This window comes from Mongoliitalea daihaiensis (genome assembly GCF_021596945.1).
GTDB classification, from domain to species: Bacteria; Bacteroidota; Bacteroidia; order Cytophagales; family Cyclobacteriaceae; genus Mongoliitalea; species Mongoliitalea daihaiensis.
In genome coordinates, this window is the sequence record NZ_CP063779.1 from 2,891,464 (window position 1) to 2,913,011 (window position 21,548).

The window sequence follows — 21,548 nt, forward strand, 5'->3', positions numbered from 1 at the left end:
TTCCCCATGCTCATGAACCACTACAAGCAGCTCTTTCAATTACCGGAAGCTATTCATTACCTCAATGCCGCCTACATGTCTCCTTTACTCCGTTCGGTTGAAGAGGCGGGATATCAGGCCTTGATAAAAAAACGCAATCCTACGCAAATCAAACCGGTCGATTTTTTTACAACTGCTGCTCGCGTAAAAGGGCTATTTGCTCAGTTGGTTCAAGCTTCAACTCAACAAATTGCTATTATTCCTTCGGCGAGTTATGGTTTGATGACTGCTATTAAAAACCTCCCTACCAATCAGGGAAGCAAGGTTTTGGTTGTTTCGGATGAGTTTCCAAGTGGCTATTATACTGCGGAGCGCTGGTGTTTGGAACATGGGCAAAGCATAGCAGTGGTTCCTGCTCCTGAGGTTCACAGTGAAAGAGGTGCGCTTTGGAATCAACAAATTTTAGCAGCTATTGATGATTCCTGCACGGCGATTGTGATTTCAACCATTCACTGGGCGGATGGGACTATTTTTGATTTGGAAACAATAGGAGAGGCTTGTCAAAAACATAATTGTCACTTCATAGTCGATGGAACACAATCGGTGGGTGCCATGCCCATAGATGTAAATACATGCAGGATTGATGCCTTGGTCTGTGCAGGGTACAAATGGATGATGGGGCCTTATGCAAGTGGCTTGGCTTACTATTCTAAAAAATATAATCACGGAAAACCCTTGGAAGAATCATGGATGAACCGTGCCAATGCAGAAAACTTTGCTGCTTTAACCAATTACACTTCTGAGTACTCTGAAGGTGCGGGACGTTTCAATATGGGGGAATTCAGTAGTTTTAACCTGATGCCCATGTTGGAAGCAGCACTGATCCAATTGTTGGAATGGACTCCTGAAATGATCACGGCTTATGTGGATGAGTTAGCCAAACCCTTGATTGCCTTCTGTAAAGCTAATGGCTTTTGGGTAGAGGAAGAGGATTATCGTGCCAAGCATCTGTTTTCTATTGGCTTACCAAGTGGGATTGAGCGCACGGATCTTTTGAAAGCCTTGGAAGAGGCACAAGTCTATGTTTCAGTTAGGGGAGAAGGGATTCGTGTTTCCCTACACCTTTTCAATACCCAAGAGGATATCCAAGCATTCATCGACGTACTTAGTAAATCATTATAGTCTCTCGTAGATCTTGCTGATTTAACAGATTTGCCGCAGATAATTATTTCAATTTTTAGATCTGTCTTAAATCTGTTTGACCTCCTTTATCTGTGAGATATCTGCAAAATCTATTTGATCAGCGAGAGACCTTTCGAGGAATTTTATTTTTGCTCCATGATTTTTTTTGGTACATTCCTGCAATCATCAACAATACCTGTTCTTATGCTACGAAAAATACTTTCCCTTGCATTTATTTTTTGTCTCTATACGTCGCTTTTTGCCCAGCAGCAGCTAGACGAACGATATAATCAACTCATCAAAGATTTCACAACCGATGCCCGATTTCTGCCCGAGAAGCTATTGAATGTGGTGGACCATCCTACGATTCCTTCTCCATTGAAACATTTTGGACATATCATCGGAGCAGAAGGTCATGTGCACCGGACAGAGGAGATTTTTGGCTATTACAAAAAATTGGCAGAAACCTCTCCCATGATTCATATGCAGGAAATGGGTAAATCCGAGGAGGGGAGATCGTTTTACTTGGTCATCATTGCAGATGAGAAAAGTATAGAACGATTGGAGCATTACAAAACACAAACAGCCCGATTGGCTGATGCTCGAATAACCAGTCCTGAACAAGCTCGCGCTATCATTCAAGACAGCAAACCCATCTATTATGTATCTGGAGGAATGCATGCGACGGAAATGGGTTCCCCAGAAATGATGATGGAACTGGCCTATCGCTTGGTGACTTCTTCGGAAGATGAAATCCGCCAGATTCGGGAAAATGTCATTACCGTAATCAACCCGATTATGGAGCCCGACGGTTGGGATAAGCAGGTGGATTGGTATTACAGATATACCAAAGGTCGGGAAAAGTTTGATGATGGATTTCCACGCTCTACGCCTTATTGGGGTAAATATGTATTTCACGACAACAACCGAGATGGCTTACAAATCTCTCAAGCCATCACCAAAAGTATATTCAAAGGATTTTTTGAGTTTCATCCGACGGTAATGTTGGATTTGCATGAGTCTGTTCCATTGTTGTATATTTCCACAGGAACAGGTCCTTACAATGACTATGTAGACCCTATAACCCAAAGTGAATGGCAGGTCATGGGCAATCATGATGTGGCAGCAGTAGCTTCCCAAGGAATGCCGGGTGCCTTTACTTGGGCCTTTTACGATGGATGGTGGCCGGGTTACGGGATTTGGGTAGCCAATAATCACAATTCCAATGGGCGCTTTTATGAAACCTATGGCAATGCAGGTGCAGACACCTATTTGAGGGATTTGTCCACGTCCAGATATGCAGGAGATTTAGCGACTTCCAAAGAATGGTACAGACCTGACCCAGCGACTCCTCAGGTATTTTGGTCTTTCCGAAATAATATCAATTACACCCAAGTTGGGGTGATTGCTTCCTTGTCCTATGCGGCGAATAATGGCAAACTGCTGTTGGAAAACTTCTATAAGAAAGGCTACAACAGTCTTCAAAAAGGAAAAACAGAAGGCCCAAAAGCTTATTCCATTGCCAAAGCTCAGCGGGATCCTAGCATGGCGGCTTATTTGGCAGGTCAGCTAATTGCGCAAGGTATTGAGATGCATGAAAATGACACTCATTACATTGCCTTGACGGAACAGCCGTACCGGAACTTGTTGGTTTCACTGATGACCCCAACTGCCTATCCGAAAGATGCGAAATTTCCACCTTATGATGCGATTGCTTGGACTTTACCCAATTTGTATGGGGTGGAGGTAGAAGCGCATGAGGAATTGAAAATGAATCCTGCTGAATTGAAAAGAGTAGAGGATGGTGTACGCTACGAGGGTACAGTTTCTGGTGATGCTAACAGTTATCTAATTCCTTATCATGCGCAGGCGAATGTGTTGCCAGCTTTATATGCCATCAAGGCAAGTGCTAGGAATTCGGAGTTTTTTGTTTTGCCCAATAGTACAGATATCAAAGGTGAATTGTATCCAGCAGGGACAGTTCTGATCCGTAAAATCAGTCCCTCAATAGCCAAGCAAGTTGCTCAGGAGTTTGGGTTGGACTTGGTTCCTGAACCACTTACGATCATGAGTGCTGCCTTACGAACGATTCAATTGCCACGCATTGCCATCTACCATACGTGGTTTAATACGCAAGATGAAGGCTGGTCACGCTATACATTTGATACCAAAAAAATTCCATACAGCAGTATCGATAAAGAGGATTTGAAAGCTGGTAATTTACGTGCCAAATACGATGTGATTTTAGTGCCAAGAGTACGTGGGAATGCGAAAAACTTTATCCATGGAGTCGATAGTAAATTCGGTCCCATGCCTTATACCAAAACTACAGACTTTCCCTCTCATGGATTTCCTTCCAGTACTTCGGATATGACAGGTGGGCCTGGTTTTGTTGGGATGGAGCATTTGAGAAAGTTTGTAGAAGAGGGAGGCATGCTGGTAACCTTGGAAAACAGTTCAGCGATCATGGCAGAAGCTGGATTAATTCCAGAATTGTCTCCCGTAAGTACGCCTAGTTTATTTCACCCGGGGTCAATTGTCCGAGGGAAGGCTAGAAATTCCATCCATCCAATCTTGTATGGGTTTCCAGAGGATTTCGATTTATTCAGAGGAAACGGTCCGCTGTTACAAACCGATAAATACAACCGTCAGTACATGGTCGCTCAGTATGGCTATGGTCAGTTGAAAGATGAGGTTCCCTACGAAGGTCCGATTTTAGGTATGCCATCTGTAGAAAAAGTAGCAAAAGAAGACAAGACTGCGACCAAGAACCCTTCATATGTTGTCTCCGGGATGGTTCGCAACGAACAGGAAATCATTGGTCACGGTGCCATCTTCCATGTTCCTCTCGGCAAAGGTTCCATAGTAGCCTTCACCTTCGATCCCCTCCATCGATACCTCAACTTGCACCAAGCCCCGATGGTATGGAATGCGATGATGCACTGGAATTACAGGTAAAAGCTCTCGCAGAAGGCGCGGAAGACGCAGAAAATAAATGAAGAAAAAAATTCAGTTATAAAGTAGTTTTTGTAATAGTGATTTTAATCAACAATAAGAATAAGGAAAAAGAAGGGGTGTAAGAGCTCCTTCTTTTTTTTAATAGCCATTCACTATTCTTATTAAGGATTCTCTGTCTACTAGTTTTTTTGCGTTAAAGTTTACTAAGTAGCCAACGGTTTTATTTGAAAGCTTCAAATAAGTAAGCAGTTGCTTTTTATGAACATCATGTAACTCTTCAATAGACTTTATTTCTATAATCACTTGGTCATTTACTAGTAAATCAAGTCTATAGCCCAAATCAAGTTTATCTCCCTTATAAAATACGGGAAGTTGTACTTGAGATTCAACTTGCAAACCTCTGCTTTTTAATTCAATGATTAAAGCTTTTTCGTAAATCGACTCATATAGCCCTGCGCCAAGCTCTTTAAAAACTTCGTAAATGGAGCCCTTTATTTCATATGTAAGTTCATGTAATTCCATAGCTTAAAAATAACCATGAACTAGGAATGAATTAGCAATTTAAGTACTTCAATAAACGTTTATTTTAGGGTTTGTCTATCCAAGAAATTCACAATCTTTTTAATTCAAGAATCAACCAAACTTGCCAAAGACTTTCAAATAAATTCTTTTTCAAAATTTTTCTGCGAATTCCGTGCTTTCAGCGAGCCATAGATTCCATATACCCCCTCTCTCTGCCTCTTTGGTCTCTTGCAATTCTCCATGGAGGATAAAGAAAGGCTGCCCGTCAGTGCCGAGGTCCCAGAGTTGGCCGCGAAGGAAAATGTTTGCTCCATGGCGGGCTTGGGTGGAGGAGATACGGCCAGGGAGGGCGTATTTTTTCCAAGCTTCCTGTTCGGTGAGGGTTCCGATGTCTGAAAGGGCTACATCTGAAGGGGCAGGAGCGCCGTTGTATCCGGCCCAAGGAATGTTCATAGCCCCATTGCCGGCACAATAGGAATTGACCAAGATAATGTCTGCTTCCTGTACAGCTTGATAGGATCCAGGGTACCAGGAATCGGCGCACACAAGTACTCCGATTTTACCGATGGGTAAGTTTATGGTGGGGATATTGGCAGGATTGGTGGCCGTTATAAATGGTTTCTCAGAATCAATGGGAAATGCTTTTTTGACTGAATGGGGAAAAATCTCTCCAGTTGGGGTGAAGATAAATGATGTGTTATGGATTGGTTCTTCTGGGTTGACAGTTAGTTGTCCATCAAGCACCTCAACTCCTGGGAGATTGATGGAACCTGCTACGATATGAATGCCATACGTTTTGGAAAGCTGCTGAAAGGTTGCGTTGTAAATGCGTGCCATTTCCTCACTTTTCATACGGAATAGGGTGGAGGCAATTCTATCTTCATCCGATGATGACAAGGAGTAGTTTTTTAAAAAAGTCACAGGCTTACTTAATAACAGCATAGCCATCGCTCCGGTCAAGGTTGAAGCTTTGCTGACTGCTACTTTTTCATTGGCAATTACCAACCATGTTCCAAGGTATTCAGGAAGTAATACGATCGTTTTATCTCCAAAAAATCCAGCCCGATGAGCTTCTTGAAAATAGGCGTCCATCTTTTCCAAAAACAAATCCTCGCTCAAATAATCTGAAGTCAGCATATAAGGCTGAATCCCCACAATGTTGCCAGCAGAACTATCTGCGTCATTTGGATTAATACTCGACACCAAACTGATATGAGACTCCATAGAAACTGCCTCAACCGAATGCCCCACATTCGCCCAAATCATCCATCCCAAAATTAACATCACCAAACCAATCCAAATCTTTTTCATGCGTATTTATCTGTTTTCAATCATCCAAAACCAACCAAAAAATATCCGCGCTCAATCCGCCCAATCCCCTGTATCAACGAGAGACAAAACAATGTCATTAGCCGCTTTTTCCCCTGCCAATACAGCTCCCTCAATATATCCAAACCATCGCGTAGCTGCTTCTGTGCCCGCCCAATGAATATTTCCGGTCGTTTGTCTATAAGCGTCTTGGAAACCTGTCCATGCGCCTGTTGGATATAAACCTGCATAACAGCCTCTGGACCAAGCTTCATCTGTCATAGTGAAATCTTCGTAGCGAATGGGGGTGGATGCTTCGGGTCCGAAGTAGGATACCAGTTGTTTTTCCATCGCTTTCTGTCGGTTCTCTTTCGAATGTTCAAAGTATGCCCGACAGCGCTCGGCGATAGTAAAGCCTAGTATTATACCAATCGAACCATCCTTGGGAGAAGCATCGAAAAGTGTTTGAAAGGGTGAGTGTTCGTCGGCTAGGACTTGTCCGCTGAATCCTTTGTCTCTCCAAAATGGTTTCTTATACACCATAAAGCATTTGCCCACTTGCCCCATGGCAATTCGGTCTAGGACTTGTCTTTTATTAGCAGGAAGCATGGGACTGAAATCAATTTTTGCAGCGAGTGGTGGTGGGATTGCTAAAATTAGTTTTTTAGCCTGAAATGAGCTTTTTTCTGTAAATACAGTGACAAAGGAATCTGTTTGTTCAATTTTATGCACTGCATGAGAAAATAAGATTGAATCCTCAAATGCTTTGGCCATTCGCTCAGCTATGGTTCCCATACCACCTTGGATGCGATGCAGCTGTGCACCGTTTTGGATACTGATGAGGGTATTTAAATCAGTTCCTGAGCGAATATAAAACAGGGCATGGAGCAAGGAGACTTCGTTCATTTCCGCAGCAAAAACCGTTTCGCAAGCTAAGCGAATCACCTTTTTACAGGCTTGTGTTTTGCAATTTTGATGAATAAAGGCTTCCAAACTAATGCTGTCATATTCTTTTGCTTCTGGATGGGTCCAAGGACTAGAGGGATCTATGGAGGCAGCCATTTTTTCCATCTTTTTCATCAACCAATCCAAATTGACTAATGAGATGATATCCATTTTGGGGATTAGGCCTGCGTAACTGCGGATTTTCTTGTTTAGGTCTAGTAAGTTTTTTCCCTCATCGTAAGTTTCGAAGTAGTCGACTCCATACTCTCGGCACAATTCATACATCCGATCTTGCGTAGGGCCTATCCATTGACCACCCAGATCCAGGTAAAAGCCATCTTCCCAGCGTTTGGTGTAGACTCTTCCTCCGATTCTATCCCGGGCTTCTAAAATTCGAAACGTTTTTCCTACTTCAAAAAGTTTTTTACCCGCAGCTATTCCAGAGAATCCTGCGCCGATGATAAGTACGTCTAGCATTGAAGTTCAAATGGGTTTATGTCCTGACAAATTCAGGAAAAAAATACTGGAAAGCAAGTGGGATAAGGGTAGTAATTCAGTGAAAAGTTGATGAAGTAAGTAGTTGATTGAGTGATTAGTGACATGGGGCCACTGCTGACAGTCAACTGTCCACGGTATCCTTGTCCCCTCATGAAATAGGTTGAATACTGTGGAGTATCATCAAAACAAGCAAATTAACAATGGAGGTGAGACAATCTTACCATCTCTTGTTAATCTTCTATGTTTTCCCTAGCAATTGCAATCAAGAAATCTTTAAATTCCTTTGTATCAAAGTTGCTCATACCTTCTTGGTAAAAGACGATTTCTCCTCTGGGACTGATGACCAATGTAGTAGGTATAGACTGGCTTTGTAATGCAGAATTTAAACCGTGACTGGCATGTACGACCGGGAAGGTGAACGATTTATCGTCAATGTATTTCAAGCTTTTATCAAACTCCTTATCCAATGCAATCATCAAGAATTCCAAGTTTTCTTCTTTGCTTACTTTTTCAAATAGACTTTGAATATGAGGCATTTCAGCTCTGCAAGGAGGGCACCAAGTAGCCCAAAGGTTGATAAAAACTGCTTTCCCTTCGTAATCCTCTAATCGTACAATCTGTCCAGAAGCATCAGTAAATACTCCAGCATAAGAAAATGGTTCCTTTTCTTTATTGACTAAGGTGACTTTTGGTTTTTTTATACCTGTAGCTAAGAGCAATGACTGAACTCCGCCCATGATCGGGGTAAGCAATCCAGTAAAATATAGGAAACCAAAAATGGCAGCCATAATTCCCCAACTCTTCAATTCTTTCTTCCAATCAATCATACGTGTTAATTTTGATGCAAATTATGGAAATAAGTGAATTTCATCTTGTGATAAAACTCACGATCGCTTCAGGGAAGTTGAATAAGAAGGTATTAGAATATGGTTTTAGTTGGAGGCAGTGAGTAGGATTTTTTCGAATTCTTCTGTTCCAAAATCATACTTGCCTTTTTGAAAAAACACAATTTGTCCCTTTGGATTGATTACGAGTGTAGTGGGAAGTGTGGATCCGTCAATCGATACGTTCAGCCCATCAACCGCATGTACCACGGGGAAACTATAGGATTTTTCTTGCATGTATTGAAGAGTTTTCTCAAACTTTTTATCTACTGAAATAGTCAAGAATGCAAGTTCATTGTTATCTCCGAATTTTTGATGAAGCGTATTGATAGCTGGTAACTCTTCCCTGCAATAAGGGCACCAAGTGGCCCATACGTTAACAAAAAGAGTTTTTCCTTTATAATCTTCAAGAGCTACAGTTTCACCCAGCTGATTCACGAAATTCCCTTCATAGGAAAACTGTTCAGTTTCCTCACTGATCAAAATAGCTTTTGGTTTTTTCAATCCGGTATTCAACAGAATGGTGTTGAGGCTTTTCTTAATTGGTTTTTTTAGTCCAATAATGGATATGATGGGAACCAATGCAAGCAATACGATTGCAAAAATCAACAGTTTTTTCCAGTGTAGCATGGCCGTTTACTTTTGACAAAAATATAAAAAACTGGGTGGATTTTTTAATTTTTAGTAATTGTGTTTAAGTCAATGAATTTTTTGTTTTTTTGAAAAGACATTCTTCTTAGCTTTGTTTAATAATCTTCTTTAAAAGACTGTTTTATTGAAACAAGATTTTAAATTGATTTATAATTCAATATCTTATTTTAACTCATTGGTGTTATGAAAAAACAACTATTACTATTCGGGATACTTTTTTTCCTATTGGTAGAAAGTAAGTCACAAAATCTAGAAATCACCCCATTTACTGGTTACACGTTTAATCACAGTTTACCAATCGTTGGTGGCAGAGCCACACTTGGTGGTGGGCAGGCTTGGGGAGGGATGCTCGGTTTTCAGTTGAATGATTTTACTGAAATAGAGGTGTTATACAGTTGGCAAGGTGGTACAAGTACAGCCAGGTCTACGGCCATTCAATCCAATGTCAATACCCAAACGAATGCAAATTATATCATGATTGGAGGGAATCGTTTGTTCCCAGTTAGTTCTCAAATGGCTTTGTTTTCGGGTTTGAAGGCCGGTGCGGGTATTCTAGCATTTCCAAATGGAGATTTTGGTGATATTTCGAGATTTTCAGTGGGGATCAATGGAGGAATGAAGTATTTTGTTTCTGATAATATCGGACTTCGATTGCAAGCCAATTTGATGATGCCAATATCCAATGTAGGGGCGAATTTGTGGTGGAGTCCGGGAGCTGGAGCGCAGGTTGGTGTTGGTGGATGGTCTTCTGTTGTTCAGTTTGGATTTACAGGAGGCTTGATTTTTAGAATAGCCAAGTAATTCTATTTCACTTAACTTATTTCATCCCCTTTGGATCTATTAAAATTCAAAGGGGACTTTTTTTTACAGATAGTCAGAACCTTACTTGAATTGTAGGAGTAATTTCAATACGGATATTTTGAGAGACCCTAAGTCCTCCGTACTTTGCGGCCCGTTTGAAAATTAGACTTATGAATACAAATCACTTTCTAAAAGTTGCTAACGAGCTTCAAATAAAAGTAAAGCAGGTTACCGATACCATTGAATTATTGGACGAAGGAGCGACTGTTCCTTTTATTTCCCGCTATAGAAAAGAGGTTACAGGAAGTTTGGATGAAGTGCAGGTGGCAGCTATCCGCGACCGCATGCAACAACTGCGCGAGTTGGATAAACGAAGAGAAGCCATTCTCAAGTCCATTCAAGAGCAAGGAAAGTTGACAGAAGATTTGGAGAAGAACATTCAGGCTGCCGAGACGATGGCAGTTTTGGAGGATTTGTATTTACCCTATAAGCCAAAAAGAAGAACCAAGGCAACAATAGCCAAAGAAAAAGGTCTGGAACCTTTAGCTGATGTGATTTTTATTCAGGATTCCATAGCCTTGGAGGCTGAAGCTTCAAAATACATTTCAGAAGAGAAAGAGGTAGCCTCTATGGAGGAAGCCTTACAAGGTGCACGAGATATTATTGCCGAGCGGGTGAATGAGCATGTAGAGCTGAGGAAAAAAATGCGGGATCTCTTTATCAATGAGGGGACATTTACCTGTAAAGTCATTCCAGGAAAAGAAGAGGAAGCTGCCAAATACAAGGATTATTTTGACTGGTCAGAGCCGATTAAAACAGCTCCTTCGCATAGAGTCTTGGCCATGCGAAGAGGGGAGAAGGAATTGTTTTTGATGTTGGATTCCTGTCCTGATGAGTTTTCAGCGATTGCTTTGATGGAAGCGATGGTGTTAGAAAATGCTGCAAATTCATCAGTTGATCACGTGAGATTGGCTATTAAAGATTGCTATAAGCGTTTGATGAAGCCTTCTATGGAAACAGAAGTGCGATTGTATACCAAAAAGAAGGCGGATGAAGAGGCTATTAAGGTATTTGCCGAAAACTTGCGTCAGCTGCTTTTGGCAGCGCCTTTGGGAGAAAAATCAGTGATGGCCATCGATCCAGGGTTCCGAACAGGCTGTAAAACAGTTTGCCTAGGTCCACAAGGGCAAGTGTTGAGTTATGATGCGATTTTCCCGAATGAGCCCCAGCGAAAACTAGCTGAGGCAGGTGCTACGGTGAGGCATTTAGTTGAGAAATTTAAAATTGAGGCTATTGCCATTGGAAATGGTACAGCAAGCAGGGAGACGGAAGCTTTTGTAAAATCATTAGGACTGCCTAAGCATGTTATTGTGACGATGGTTAATGAAAGTGGAGCTTCCATTTATTCTGCTTCGGACGTGGCACGAGAGGAATTCCCAGATTTTGATTTGACTGTTAGAGGAGCTGTGTCTATTGGGAGAAGATTGATGGACCCTTTGGCTGAGTTGGTGAAGATTGATGCAAAATCTATAGGGGTAGGTCAGTATCAGCATGACGTAGATCAATCTGCTTTAAAAAACTCCTTGGACGATACGGTGATGAGTTGTGTGAATGGAGTAGGAGTGGAAGTAAATACGGCTTCTAAGCAGTTGTTGACGTATGTTTCTGGTTTAGGATCTGTTTTGGCACAAAACATTGTAAATTATAGGAATGAAAATGGTCCATTTAAGAGTCGAAGTGAAATAAAAAAGGTACCTCGTTTGGGAGACAAGGCATTTGAACAGGCTGCCGGGTTTTTGAGAATACGGAATGCCAAAAATCCCTTAGATGCATCTGCGGTTCACCCGGAGCGGTATGCCTTGGTAGAGCAAATGGCGGCTGATTTAGGTGTGAAAGTAGTAGATTTGATGGCGTCGGAGGAAATCCGTTCCAAAATAAATTTAAAAAATTATGTATCTGATAATGTAGGTTTGCCGACTTTGCAGGATATTTTGGAGGAATTATCCAAGCCGGGTAGAGACCCTAGAGAGACTTTTGAGGTATTTAATTTTCAAGAGGGTGTCAATGAAATTACGGATCTGAAAGTAGGAATGAAGTTACCAGGTATTGTTACCAATATCACGAAATTTGGAGCATTTGTAGATATAGGGGTTCATCAAGATGGACTTGTTCATTTAAGTCATTTGGCAGACCGCTTTATCAAAGATCCAACAGAAGTGGTAAGTGTCAGCCAAAAGGTAGAGGTGACGGTGATGGAGGTGGATAAAGCTAGAAAAAGAATTGGTTTGAGTATGAAATCGGATCCTTTTGGAGAACGAGGTAAACCCAGTCAAAAGTCACAGCCAAAGAAGGAAAAAGTAGAAGAGGCGGGAGATTTCGCTTCTAAATTGGCGCTTCTTAAAGGGAAGTTTAGATAATCTCTACTTTTGCTGATTTTAATTTTCCCTAATACACATTAAGTAATTGATAGTCTGTTGATTTATCCGGAAAGGGGAAGTCAGCAGACTTTTTTATTTTTCTCCTAGATGGCTAAGGAAGTTTTTGGATATCAATTTTTTATTTTTTAAATAAATGATTTAATTTTAATAACGAAAACCCTTTTTAGTTATGAAAAATTCTGTCGTTTTCTTGATTTGCCTTTTTTTATGGGTTTCTAATCCTGATCAACTTGTTGCCCAGCAGGCATTAATTGATAGCCTTCAGAATATTATCAGTAAAAACAACCAAGATACCTTGCATCTTAAAGCATTAGTAAATTTGGGTATAGCACTAGAACGTACAAATCTCCAACAGTCCAAAGCCAATTTTCTTGCAGCTTTGGCTATGAAAAATAATCCTGATTTTAATAGACTGAAAGCTACAGCTGCTATTAGGTTAGCAGGGAACTATTCAGCAACAGGTAGTTTGGATTCTGCTAATTATTATTTTGAAAAAGCAGAGTCAATAATCAAGTCATATCCAAGTGATCACAAGCTTGCATATAACCTTTATAGTGGTTTAGGAATTCATTTTAATAGAATTGGAAAGGCTGATTTAGCATTGGACAATTACAAAAAAGCTTCTGTACTTGACCCGTCATTGATTGGTCTTGATAATGTGGCAGGTCTTTACATTAATATGGCCAATGTTTATCAAAGTTTGGATGATCAAAAATTAAGGGTGGAGTCAGCGTACAAGGCATTAGAGATTTTTGAAAAAACTCAAAATAAGACTGGATTATCCTTTGTATATAACTTACTTGGAAGCATTAACTATCAGCTTAAAAATTATAGTGAATCAGAGAAGTATTTTCTGAGCTCTTTGGAGTATAGAAAGTTGCTGAATGACAGAAGGGGAGAGGCAGTAGTTTTGTCAAACATTGGAAATATTTATACAGATAGAGGTTCTTACGATCAAGCCATCGAGTTTTTTATCCAGGCTAGCGAGATTAATGAGTCCTTGGGACTTAAAGATCAAAAGGGTATAGCATTGATCAATCTGGGTAAGACTTATGAAAAAATGGGGGATTATCAAAAAGCTTTGGGTCAATTTAAAGAAGCGCAAAAGATTTTGAATGAGGCGGGGATATCCAAAATGGATGCATTATTACTAACAGATATTGGAAAAGTTCAAAGAATGCTCTCGATGGATCAAGAGTCCTATGCCAACCTATTGAAATCCTCTCAACTTGCTGAAAGTGAAAAGCAGTATTTTGATGCAATTACAGCCTTCAAAAACTTAAAGGAATATTATCAAGAAAAGGGGAGATATCAAGAAGCATTGATGGCACAGACCAAAGAATATACTTATCGAGATTCGGTAGGTATGGAAGCTTTACGTGCACAACTTAAAGAATTTGAGTCCAAGTATGCTTTGGATCTGAAAGAAAATGAAATTAATCTTTTAAAAGCCGAGAAAGAATTGGATAAATTAGAATTGTCCAGACGTAAAGCCAATCAAAATTTGATTATGGCCATCTTTTTCTTTTTGATTCTTTTGGCGGGTATTTTAGTCAATAAATATCGTATCGTAGGCAAAACCAAGCGGCTGTTGGAGGTAGAACGCCTCCGTAATGCGATCGCAAGAGATTTACATGATGATTTGGGTAGCACCCTTTCCAGCATTCATATACTGTCCCAAATGGCCTTGCAAAGGGAAACGAATGGTAGCAATCCTGTTTTTTCAAAAATCAATACTCAAACTGCCACCATGATGGATAAGCTCAGTGATATTGTATGGTCTATTCATCCTGATAATGATAACCTCGATCAATTGTTAAGCAAAATGCAGGAATTTGCAGCTGAGATGTTAGAGCCCAAAGAAATCACCTATGAATTTGAAGTCAGCGAAGGGGCGAAGGAAATCAAATTGGACCTAGAGAAACGAAGAAACTTGTTTTTAATATTCAAAGAGGCTTTAAATAATGCTGCCAAATACGCCGATAGCCAACATTTGGATATTCGCTTGACAGTACAAGGAGGAAAATTAAATCTGTTGATCAAAGATGATGGAAAAGGCTTCGATCAAACGTTGATAAAAAAAGGAAATGGGTTGTTCAATATGCAGCAAAGAGCACAAATGATGGGAGGGAATATGGTAATCGAAAGTTTTCCGGAAATGGGGACTTCTATTCAACTTAGTGCTCCAATTGCTTAGCTAGATATCACATGATTAGGGGATTTATTTTTTGAAAGCAAAATTGGATATTTAATGCTTAGAATTGATATTGATGGATATTTTTTGATATTGAATAGATATTGCACTAGGATCAACTATGTTAATGACAATATCTATGCATATCCAATATCTACAAATATCTTTTTTGAAACACAAAAACTAATTTAGGGAAAGTAATGATCAAAGTACTCTTATACGAAGATAATGACCTCCTCCGTGAAAGTATCAGTTGTATGCTTCAAATCATGGAGGGTATGGAATTGTTGGGGGCATTTGACCATGCCAATAATGTAGAGGCAGAAGTGAAAGTTCATCGTCCAGATTTGATATTGATGGATATTGATATGCCTGGAAGAAATGGAATAGATGCTACACGTCTGGTGAAAAAACTATTTCCCGAGGTTTATATTCTTATCATGACGGTATTTGATGATTCCGATAATGTACTCAATGCCATCAAAGTAGGTGCATCGGGGTATTTACTGAAAAAACATATAGCCAATCGGTTGTTTGATGCTGTGGAGGAAATCTTGGAAGGAGGAGCGCCAATGTCGCCTGCAGTGGCCAAGTTGGTTATTCAGTCTATGCAGCGGCCCCAGCAACTCACAGATTATGGGTTAACAGAGCGTGAAAAAGATATCTTGGTTTCTTTAAGCAAAGGGAATAGTTTTAAATTGATAGCGGCTGATTGTAAGATCAGTATCGATACCGTGCGCACACACATCAAGCGGATTTATGAAAAACTTCAGGTCCATTGTCAAACGGAAGCTGTTTCTAAAGCTATTAATGAGGGGTTGGTTTAAGCCTTTGGTTTCTATCTCAAATTCTTGGGTTGAATTTTTGGTCTTTTTCCTAGTTTGTCATTTATCTAAAATAAAAATCAATAATGATTAGGTATAAAATTTTCGATCCCCATCCACTTTTAACAACTTTTGTCCAAAGTATTTTTGTGGTGGATCATGTTTTTGAGTCTGGCGAAGGGGAGATTGTTGGTCAGTATCCACCTACGCCCCAAAACTGTATTTTCCTGTATATCAGGGAAAAGTTTAAAGCAAGAAAAGTCACCGAAGATAAATTTATCGAAAGGTCAAAAGCGGTAATAGTAGGACCACAGCTTACTCGCATGGAATTGACTGTGAATGCTGATTATAGGGTTGCGGTGATAGGTTTCCATCCAGGTGGGCTTTTTAGATTGCTAGGGATGCCCATGGAAGAGATTTTTGATGATGGATTTGATGGTCTGGAGTTATTGGGGAATGATATCAATGATTTGGTGGAGCGTTGTGCTCAAGTCGAATCATTTGATACAACATGTGAATTCATAGAGAATTACTTGCTTGGGAAATTGAGTAGAGTCAAAGAACTGTTGCCAATCGATGGAGCCCTAAATGAAATGATTCAGTATCAAGGCCTTATTCCCATCACACAGGTAGCGGACAATGCCTGCTTGAGCTTGAGACAGTTTGAAAGAAAGTGTAAAGAAAGGGTTGGCTTTTCCCCAAAAGTTTATGCCCGTCTGATCCGCTTTTCCAATGCATACAGACTTTTTGAAAAATCCGAAGTGCCAAATTGGTCAGAAATTGCTTATCAATCAGGTTATTATGACCAAATGCATTTTATCAAAGACTTTAAAGAATTTGCTGGAATCACACCTACGATGATGGAAGAGGAATTGAAAAGAAAACCGTTGCGATTTCAGACGGCAATAAGATTCTAGAAGCGAGAGATTAGAAACGAGACACTCCATCTTTTTCCAATTCTCTTTTTTTCTTAATTCATGCCTCTTGATTTTAATATCTCGCTTCTCGTCTCTCGCTTCTCCTTCAACATGTCGTTTTCTTACTATACATTATATGGTTCAGATTTTAGGTTTGTACAGTAAATATTTTAAAACCTAAATTCTTAAAGTCATGTATAGAATTAAAAATTATTTGTCCATCAAACTTTTCGTAGGGATATCCTTTTTGTTTTTGGCTTGCGCCAATAATGATGCTGAGCCGGTATTGTCTGAGCTTGAAAAAGCAAGATTAGAGTATGAACGGATGAAAGCTAATCCAGCTTTTATCGAGTTGGCGTTCCCTGCAGATGACCCTGGCCCTCCTTTTTATGCAAGAATTGCAGTTCTGGGCCCAGACGCTTTACTAATGGAATCAAATGGAAGAGTGGTGATTCCGATGATGCGTCAGGTTGAATGCATTGATCCCGAATTTAATCTGCTAGATTTATATCATGTTCCAAATGGATTTTTTTGTCCATTGACATTAGCAGGAAAAGGTTTAATTGAACCGGATGCTCCTATGGGAACTTTTCCTGCCATTGCTTATGGAGGAGGAACAAATATGCCTGTTTGGTTTGTGGATAAAAATCTTTTGGCGACGGCCATGGCTGATGGTATTTTGACTCTTCCTGAATTGCAAGGGCTAAATCCCTTGAAAGGAATGGCTTCCCGCTACGAAGAATATAATAAGCCAAGGTCTGAGGAAGACTATTTGTTGGTGATTGAATCGGAAGGAACGATACCGGCTACCAATCAGCGATTTGAGTATAGGGTGATTTCCAGAACTAAGGCAAGACAGGATGTTGAATTGAGGATTTGGTAACAGAGACCCGGCAGGTTTTGAAAACCTGCCAGGTCTTATCCCATGATTAGGGTATTGTGGTAGGTATCCGAAAGCAGTAACTTGTCTAAGTAATTGATAATAAAGCATCCAAATGAAAATCAAAAAATGGCTTTCTAATCTTCCCATGTGGCTCTATGGCTGTATGTTGTTGCCCCTATTGGCTTTTGGATTGAGTAAGCAAGGAACATCTTACTTTTCTGTTTTGGATATCCCTCGTATCTGGACGGATGAAGCCATGAAGGATTGGGAGTTGCCAAATTCAAATCCAGCGTATTCGGCACAGCCTGTTACGGAGGAATTCTATTACAATCTTCCAGAAAGGGTAATTTATAAAACATATCCTGTCTATCATCCTGACCATGAACCTGAAGGCTATTGGGACTGGTTGCACGAGCAGGAAGCAGAAATTGTATTTGATGAAAGTAACCTGATTACGGAGGAAGATTGGATCAAAGCGGGGGAGTTGCTCTTTGATTACCCCATAGATACCCTTGGAGCTATAATCAATACCCAGCATGTACGCAATCCGGATTTTTATTCCAGTACAGGCATGCCTTTAACACCTGAAGGAATTATGCCGTTTGCACAGTGGGTAGTAGCTGGAAAAGGCAAGGTGTATTTGGGTAATCTTTCCTGTGCTATGTGTCATACCAGAGTCATGGAAGATGGTAGTTTGTTGAAAGGAGCTCAAGGAAACTGGCCGGGAGATAAAGCCTTTGCCTTTGCATTAGAATCCGATGGAGTTTCTGAAACAGGTGTACAAGGGATTACAAATATCCTTTTCGGAAGTGCTTTTGTAGAAGGTGATCCTCATGGGAAATTGATGGCCAGTGGAAGAGAAAGTATTTTGGAAGCCTATAAGGCAGTTCCAGAAGGAGCTTTTGGTAGACAAGGAACAAGTATCTTATATCCACCCCAAGCGCCAAACTTGATTGGTGTAAAGGACCGAAAATACCTAGACCATGGAGGTCTAGGGCAACACAGAAATATAGAAGATATGATGCGCTACATTGCTATGAATCAAGCGCTTGATTTCTTAAATTTTTATGGGGACTATAATTCACTGGGCTTGACCAAAGAACGTTTGAACAATGGTCAGCCCATTTTTTTTCCTGGAACTTATGATCGGCACTCAGAGGCTCAATTATATGCGATTGCTAAATATGTTTATTCATTGACACCACCGGAAAATCCTTATAAACCATCAGCTGTCAGTGAGCGGGGTAAGATCATTTTTGCGGAACAAGGTTGCGTGACCTGTCATACCCCGCCACTATTTACAAACAACAAATTGACTCCGGCTGATGGGTTTGAGGTGCCTGATGCACATTATGACAAGTATGACATCTTTGATATTTCTGTGGGTACAGATCCAGGTTATACCCTGAAGACAAGGAGAGGAACAGGCTATTACAAAATCCCGTCTTTATTGGGTTTGTGGTACAGAGGGCCATTCCTGCATGATGCTTCCTTGGCCAAATTGGAGGATTTGTTTGATCCGACCCGGTTGAAAGATGATTATGTGCCCACGGCATTCAAACCGCACGATGTCAAGACCAAAGCGGTCAAGGGACATGAATTTGGGATGGAGTTGAATGAAATGGACAAGAAGGCGTTGATTGCTTATTTGTTGACGCTTTAAACATTGATATTGATGGATATTGGATATTTAGATATTGTTGTAGCCCCGTTGCGATCATTGTGTGTTCTTTGCGCCAGCTGCGTGAACCCTACCTTAATTAATAAGAAAAATCGATTGTTTTTGGTTTTTGCATTAGTTCCGTTTTTGCTTTTAGCTCAATCGGTTAAACCTAAAAGCCCTATCCAATTCAAAATCAAAAATGCGGGAATTATTGTGGATGGAACGATTTCAGATTGGGAGGTGGAGGTGGATTTTGATTCAAAGAAATTGGATCAATCGAGTATCCGAGGCAAAGCCAACCCGGAAAGTATCCAAACCGGAATCAAATTAAGAGATAAACATTTACATGGACGAGAGTACTTCCATATCCAAAAATTCCCTTTCATTAGTTTGGAATCCAAGTCTTTTCAGTCAAAGGGAAAGAACAACTTTATAGGGGTTTTTGAGTTGCAGATAAGGGATGTGAAAAGGGAAGTTGAGATCCCATTTACTTTGTCCCAAACAGGAAAGCAGCAGAAGTTTAAGGGTGAGTTTGTGATTGACCGTTTGGATTTTGGGTTGGGGGAGAAGAGTTTGGTTCTTTCTGACGAGGTGAGAATATTTGTGGAATTTTAGAATTTGTAGCAGAGGGTTTCACGCAACGACCGCAACGGGGGAAACGCAACGGTCGCCACGGAAAAGAATTCTATAACACATAGCGCTCGTAGCGTTCATCGTTGCGCACGTTGCGTGAACTTTTTTTAAAAAAAGCCTTAAACAACTGAATCTTCAACAGGAATGATTTTATCCAATTCATTAGATTTTTGAAGTTTTTCGGCTTCTAGGTCATAGTCATCTTGTAACCCTAACCAAAATTTAGGACTTGTTCCGAAGAACTTGCTTAGTCGAAGAGCAGTATCTGCTGTGATTCTTCTATTGCCCTTGATGATTTCAGAAACTCTTGTTTGAGGAATAAATGTTTCCTTAGCCAATCTGTAAGCAGAAATTTTCATAGGAATTAAAAACTCCTCTAATAAAATTTCACCTGGATGAATGTTTTTAAGCTTTTCCATTTTATGAATGATAATCTAATATTTGAACTTGGTAAGCATCATTATTGTCCCATACAAATATGATCCTCCACTGATCATTGATTCTGAGACTGTAAAATGAAGATAGATTTCCTTTGAGTTTTTCAAGTCTATTTGCTGGCGGAATCCTCAAATCTTGAATACTTTGGGCATTATGAAGCATTCTTAATTTTCTTCTTGCAGTATGCTGAATTTCATTTGGTAGTTTTCTTGAAACGATACCGTTCCAAATTTTTTCAGTTTCTTTATCACCAAAATCTTTTATCATCAGTATTGCCTTGCGTTACTAACGTATAAAGTTAGTATCTTGTTTTTAATTTCGCAACACACTGTTTGATTTTTAAACATTTTGCCTCGATATCACATCATTAGGGTATTGTCCGCACTGTTTCATTTTCGTACATTTATAGGGTATTCATATTCAATGTTTTACCAAACCACCAACACTATGAACGTTCAAACTGAAAACTTCCTTGCCCAGACCTGTGTGATAGGGGGCTGCGCCGCTTTGATGGGTGCTGTACTTTTTTTATTTATGATGTTGTCTGATTATTTAAAAGGGCTATTAACCATCGCACAGGTTTAGCATTATGATGTTGGATTTTATAGATTCCTTTTATATGAGAAAGAGGATTTTAATACTCTGTCTGGTTTTACAAGGATTCTGTTCCTTAAGCCATGCTCAGGATAAACCCTTACTCTTGGAATGGAGTATTGGCGAAACGGCTGTTTTTTACAGTCAAGACCAAGAAGTTTCTGCCCAGTTTTCAGGTGAAATCTGCTATGAAGCCAACAGTTTTTTCCAAATAACCTTAGCTGATTTGGAAGTTGAATTCAAGGTTTATGTGCTTTCTAAGGGGGATTGGCCACATTACACTGATCCAAACTTGATTTACGGAATGCCTCACTTTATACCTAACGAAAAAAGATTAGTGGTAGCGGCAGAGGATAATACATTTTGGAGGATGCAGCTCCCAGATTTCCCATCATTATCATCTCCGTATAAAGAGCTTTTTCCAATGACTTATAGTCTAAATGATGAAGTAAGTAGCAGGTATTTTTTTGATTTATTGCCCATCCATGAACTCGGGCATGCCTGGGCTTCAAAAGCGGGGCTGAATACCCAAAGACGCTGGCTTTCGGAAATGCTGTGTAACCTGATGCTACATACCTTCATTGCTGAAGAAAGAGGTGAATTCCTAGGGGCTTTAGAGCTCTTGCCCATGTATTGGTCCAATGAAGACCAATCCGATTATAGCTTTAGAACCCTTGATCAGTTTCAAAATAACTATTGGGAATTAGGAATGCAGTCTCCTCGCAATTATGGATGGTATCAGTTCAGGTTTCACAATGCTGCACGAAAGCTTTACAATGAAGGAGGCGCTGATGTCTTGATTAATCTTTGGTCCTTTCTCTCGAGTAATCAGGAGACTTTGGAAGATGAAGCCTTATTAGAAGGTTTGCGTGATGAGGTCCATCCTTATTTTGAAGAATTATGGAATGAGTGGTAAAAATTTTTTCACGCAACGAACGCAAAGATAAAACGCAACGAGCGCAAAGTTGATCAATAAAACGTCGCTGCGATCGTTGCGATTCACTTTGCGCACTCTGCGAGAACAAAAAAAAATATCAAATTATGAAAAAGCTTTTCCCGGACGTGAAATTGTTTTCGTTGATGCCATGCCGCTGAATTGGCAAGGTGGAGGGATTCATTGCAGTACACAGCAGGAACCCAAAAGGAGAGGGGTGAAGTAAAGCAGGGCTTACATCATACTTTCTTGAAAAACTATTTTCTAAAAATGCTTTTTGTAAAAACTATTTTATCAATCAA

General features: G+C 40.1%; 20 protein-coding genes. 13 read left to right on the forward strand and 7 right to left on the reverse strand.

The features are described from left to right. Window positions 1–12: 12 nt before the first annotated feature. Together IPZ59_RS12255 and IPZ59_RS12260 are read left to right on the forward strand one after the other, a co-directional pair. Window positions 13–1,161 carry an aminotransferase class V-fold PLP-dependent enzyme gene (locus IPZ59_RS12255; protein ID WP_236136336.1) on the forward strand — a complete coding sequence of 383 codons (1,149 nt, stop codon included), beginning with the start codon at window positions 13–15 and terminating at the stop codon, window positions 1,159–1,161. Between the two features lie 204 nt (window positions 1,162–1,365). Next, window positions 1,366–4,119: a M14 family zinc carboxypeptidase gene (locus tag IPZ59_RS12260; RefSeq protein ID WP_236136337.1), complete on the forward strand. Its 2,754-nt coding sequence runs from the start codon at window positions 1,366–1,368 to the stop codon at window positions 4,117–4,119. Between the two features lie 138 nt (window positions 4,120–4,257). Here IPZ59_RS12260 and IPZ59_RS12265 read toward each other — a convergent pair whose 3' ends face one another. The 5 genes from IPZ59_RS12265 to IPZ59_RS12285 all read right to left on the reverse strand — a co-directional run bounded on the left by IPZ59_RS12265 (window position 4,258) and on the right by IPZ59_RS12285 (window position 8,906). After that, on the reverse strand, window positions 4,258–4,641 hold the full coding sequence (locus tag IPZ59_RS12265) for a GxxExxY protein (RefSeq protein ID WP_236136338.1): 384 nt from the start codon (window positions 4,639–4,641) through the stop codon (window positions 4,258–4,260). A 150-nt stretch (window positions 4,642–4,791) separates the two neighbouring features. Continuing rightward, entirely contained in the window at window positions 4,792–5,952 is a 1,161-nt protein-coding gene (locus tag IPZ59_RS12270) for a nitrilase-related carbon-nitrogen hydrolase (protein WP_236136339.1), read from the reverse strand. 51 nt (window positions 5,953–6,003) lie between these two features. Continuing rightward, a complete protein-coding gene (locus IPZ59_RS12275) occupies window positions 6,004–7,371 on the reverse strand; it encodes a flavin monoamine oxidase family protein (protein WP_236136340.1) in 1,368 nt (455 codons plus the stop codon). A gap of 251 nt (window positions 7,372–7,622) precedes the next feature. Continuing rightward, a complete protein-coding gene (locus tag IPZ59_RS12280) occupies window positions 7,623–8,219 on the reverse strand; it encodes a TlpA family protein disulfide reductase (RefSeq protein ID WP_236136341.1) in 597 nt (198 codons plus the stop codon). Between the two features lie 105 nt (window positions 8,220–8,324). Then, the gene (locus tag IPZ59_RS12285) at window positions 8,325–8,906 is read right to left on the reverse strand and encodes a TlpA family protein disulfide reductase (protein WP_236136342.1); all 582 of its coding nucleotides are present in this window, start codon (window positions 8,904–8,906) and stop codon (window positions 8,325–8,327) included. A 204-nt stretch (window positions 8,907–9,110) separates the two neighbouring features. Here IPZ59_RS12285 and IPZ59_RS12290 point away from each other — a divergent pair, with 204 nt between their 5' ends. The 8 genes from IPZ59_RS12290 (at window position 9,111) to IPZ59_RS12325 (ending at window position 19,262) form a co-directional block, all read left to right on the forward strand. Continuing rightward, a complete protein-coding gene (locus IPZ59_RS12290) occupies window positions 9,111–9,728 on the forward strand; it encodes a porin family protein (protein ID WP_236136343.1) in 618 nt (205 codons plus the stop codon). A 170-nt stretch (window positions 9,729–9,898) separates the two neighbouring features. Continuing rightward, window positions 9,899–12,145, forward strand: coding sequence for a Tex family protein (locus IPZ59_RS12295; RefSeq protein WP_236136344.1), 2,247 nt, complete (start codon window positions 9,899–9,901; stop codon window positions 12,143–12,145). Window positions 12,146–12,335: 190 nt separating this feature from the next. After that, window positions 12,336–14,363 (forward strand): tetratricopeptide repeat-containing sensor histidine kinase, encoded by a 2,028-nt coding sequence (locus IPZ59_RS12300; protein ID WP_236136345.1) that lies wholly within the window; start codon window positions 12,336–12,338, stop codon window positions 14,361–14,363. Window positions 14,364–14,560: 197 nt separating this feature from the next. Next, window positions 14,561–15,187: a response regulator gene (locus tag IPZ59_RS12305; RefSeq protein WP_189586372.1), complete on the forward strand. Its 627-nt coding sequence runs from the start codon at window positions 14,561–14,563 to the stop codon at window positions 15,185–15,187. An 83-nt stretch (window positions 15,188–15,270) separates the two neighbouring features. After that, window positions 15,271–16,101: a helix-turn-helix domain-containing protein gene (locus IPZ59_RS12310; RefSeq protein WP_236136346.1), complete on the forward strand. Its 831-nt coding sequence runs from the start codon at window positions 15,271–15,273 to the stop codon at window positions 16,099–16,101. Window positions 16,102–16,294: 193 nt separating this feature from the next. Then, a complete protein-coding gene (locus IPZ59_RS12315) occupies window positions 16,295–16,984 on the forward strand; it encodes a hypothetical protein (protein ID WP_236136347.1) in 690 nt (229 codons plus the stop codon). 112 nt (window positions 16,985–17,096) lie between these two features. Further along, the gene (locus IPZ59_RS12320) at window positions 17,097–18,647 is read left to right on the forward strand and encodes a hypothetical protein (RefSeq protein WP_236136348.1); all 1,551 of its coding nucleotides are present in this window, start codon (window positions 17,097–17,099) and stop codon (window positions 18,645–18,647) included. A gap of 120 nt (window positions 18,648–18,767) precedes the next feature. Beyond that, window positions 18,768–19,262, forward strand: a complete 495-nt coding sequence (locus tag IPZ59_RS12325) for a YceI family protein (RefSeq protein ID WP_236136349.1) — start codon at window positions 18,768–18,770, stop codon at window positions 19,260–19,262. Between the two features lie 137 nt (window positions 19,263–19,399). Here the strand turns inward: IPZ59_RS12325 and IPZ59_RS12330 are convergent, their stop codons facing one another. Next, entirely contained in the window at window positions 19,400–19,699 is a 300-nt protein-coding gene (locus tag IPZ59_RS12330) for a HigA family addiction module antitoxin (protein ID WP_236136350.1), read from the reverse strand. A 1-nt stretch (window position 19,700) separates the two neighbouring features. Beyond that, window positions 19,701–19,985: a type II toxin-antitoxin system RelE/ParE family toxin gene (locus tag IPZ59_RS12335; protein ID WP_236136351.1), complete on the reverse strand. Its 285-nt coding sequence runs from the start codon at window positions 19,983–19,985 to the stop codon at window positions 19,701–19,703. Between the two features lie 180 nt (window positions 19,986–20,165). Here IPZ59_RS12335 and IPZ59_RS12340 point away from each other — a divergent pair, with 180 nt between their 5' ends. The 3 genes from IPZ59_RS12340 (at window position 20,166) to IPZ59_RS20325 (ending at window position 21,472) form a co-directional block, all read left to right on the forward strand. Next, window positions 20,166–20,303: a hypothetical protein gene (locus IPZ59_RS12340; RefSeq protein WP_236136352.1), complete on the forward strand. Its 138-nt coding sequence runs from the start codon at window positions 20,166–20,168 to the stop codon at window positions 20,301–20,303. A 34-nt stretch (window positions 20,304–20,337) separates the two neighbouring features. Beyond that, a complete protein-coding gene (locus IPZ59_RS12345) occupies window positions 20,338–21,228 on the forward strand; it encodes a hypothetical protein (RefSeq protein ID WP_236136353.1) in 891 nt (296 codons plus the stop codon). A gap of 88 nt (window positions 21,229–21,316) precedes the next feature. Further along, window positions 21,317–21,472: an agmatine deiminase family protein gene (locus tag IPZ59_RS20325; RefSeq protein ID WP_394800743.1), complete on the forward strand. Its 156-nt coding sequence runs from the start codon at window positions 21,317–21,319 to the stop codon at window positions 21,470–21,472. The last annotated feature ends 76 nt before the right edge of the window (window positions 21,473–21,548 follow it).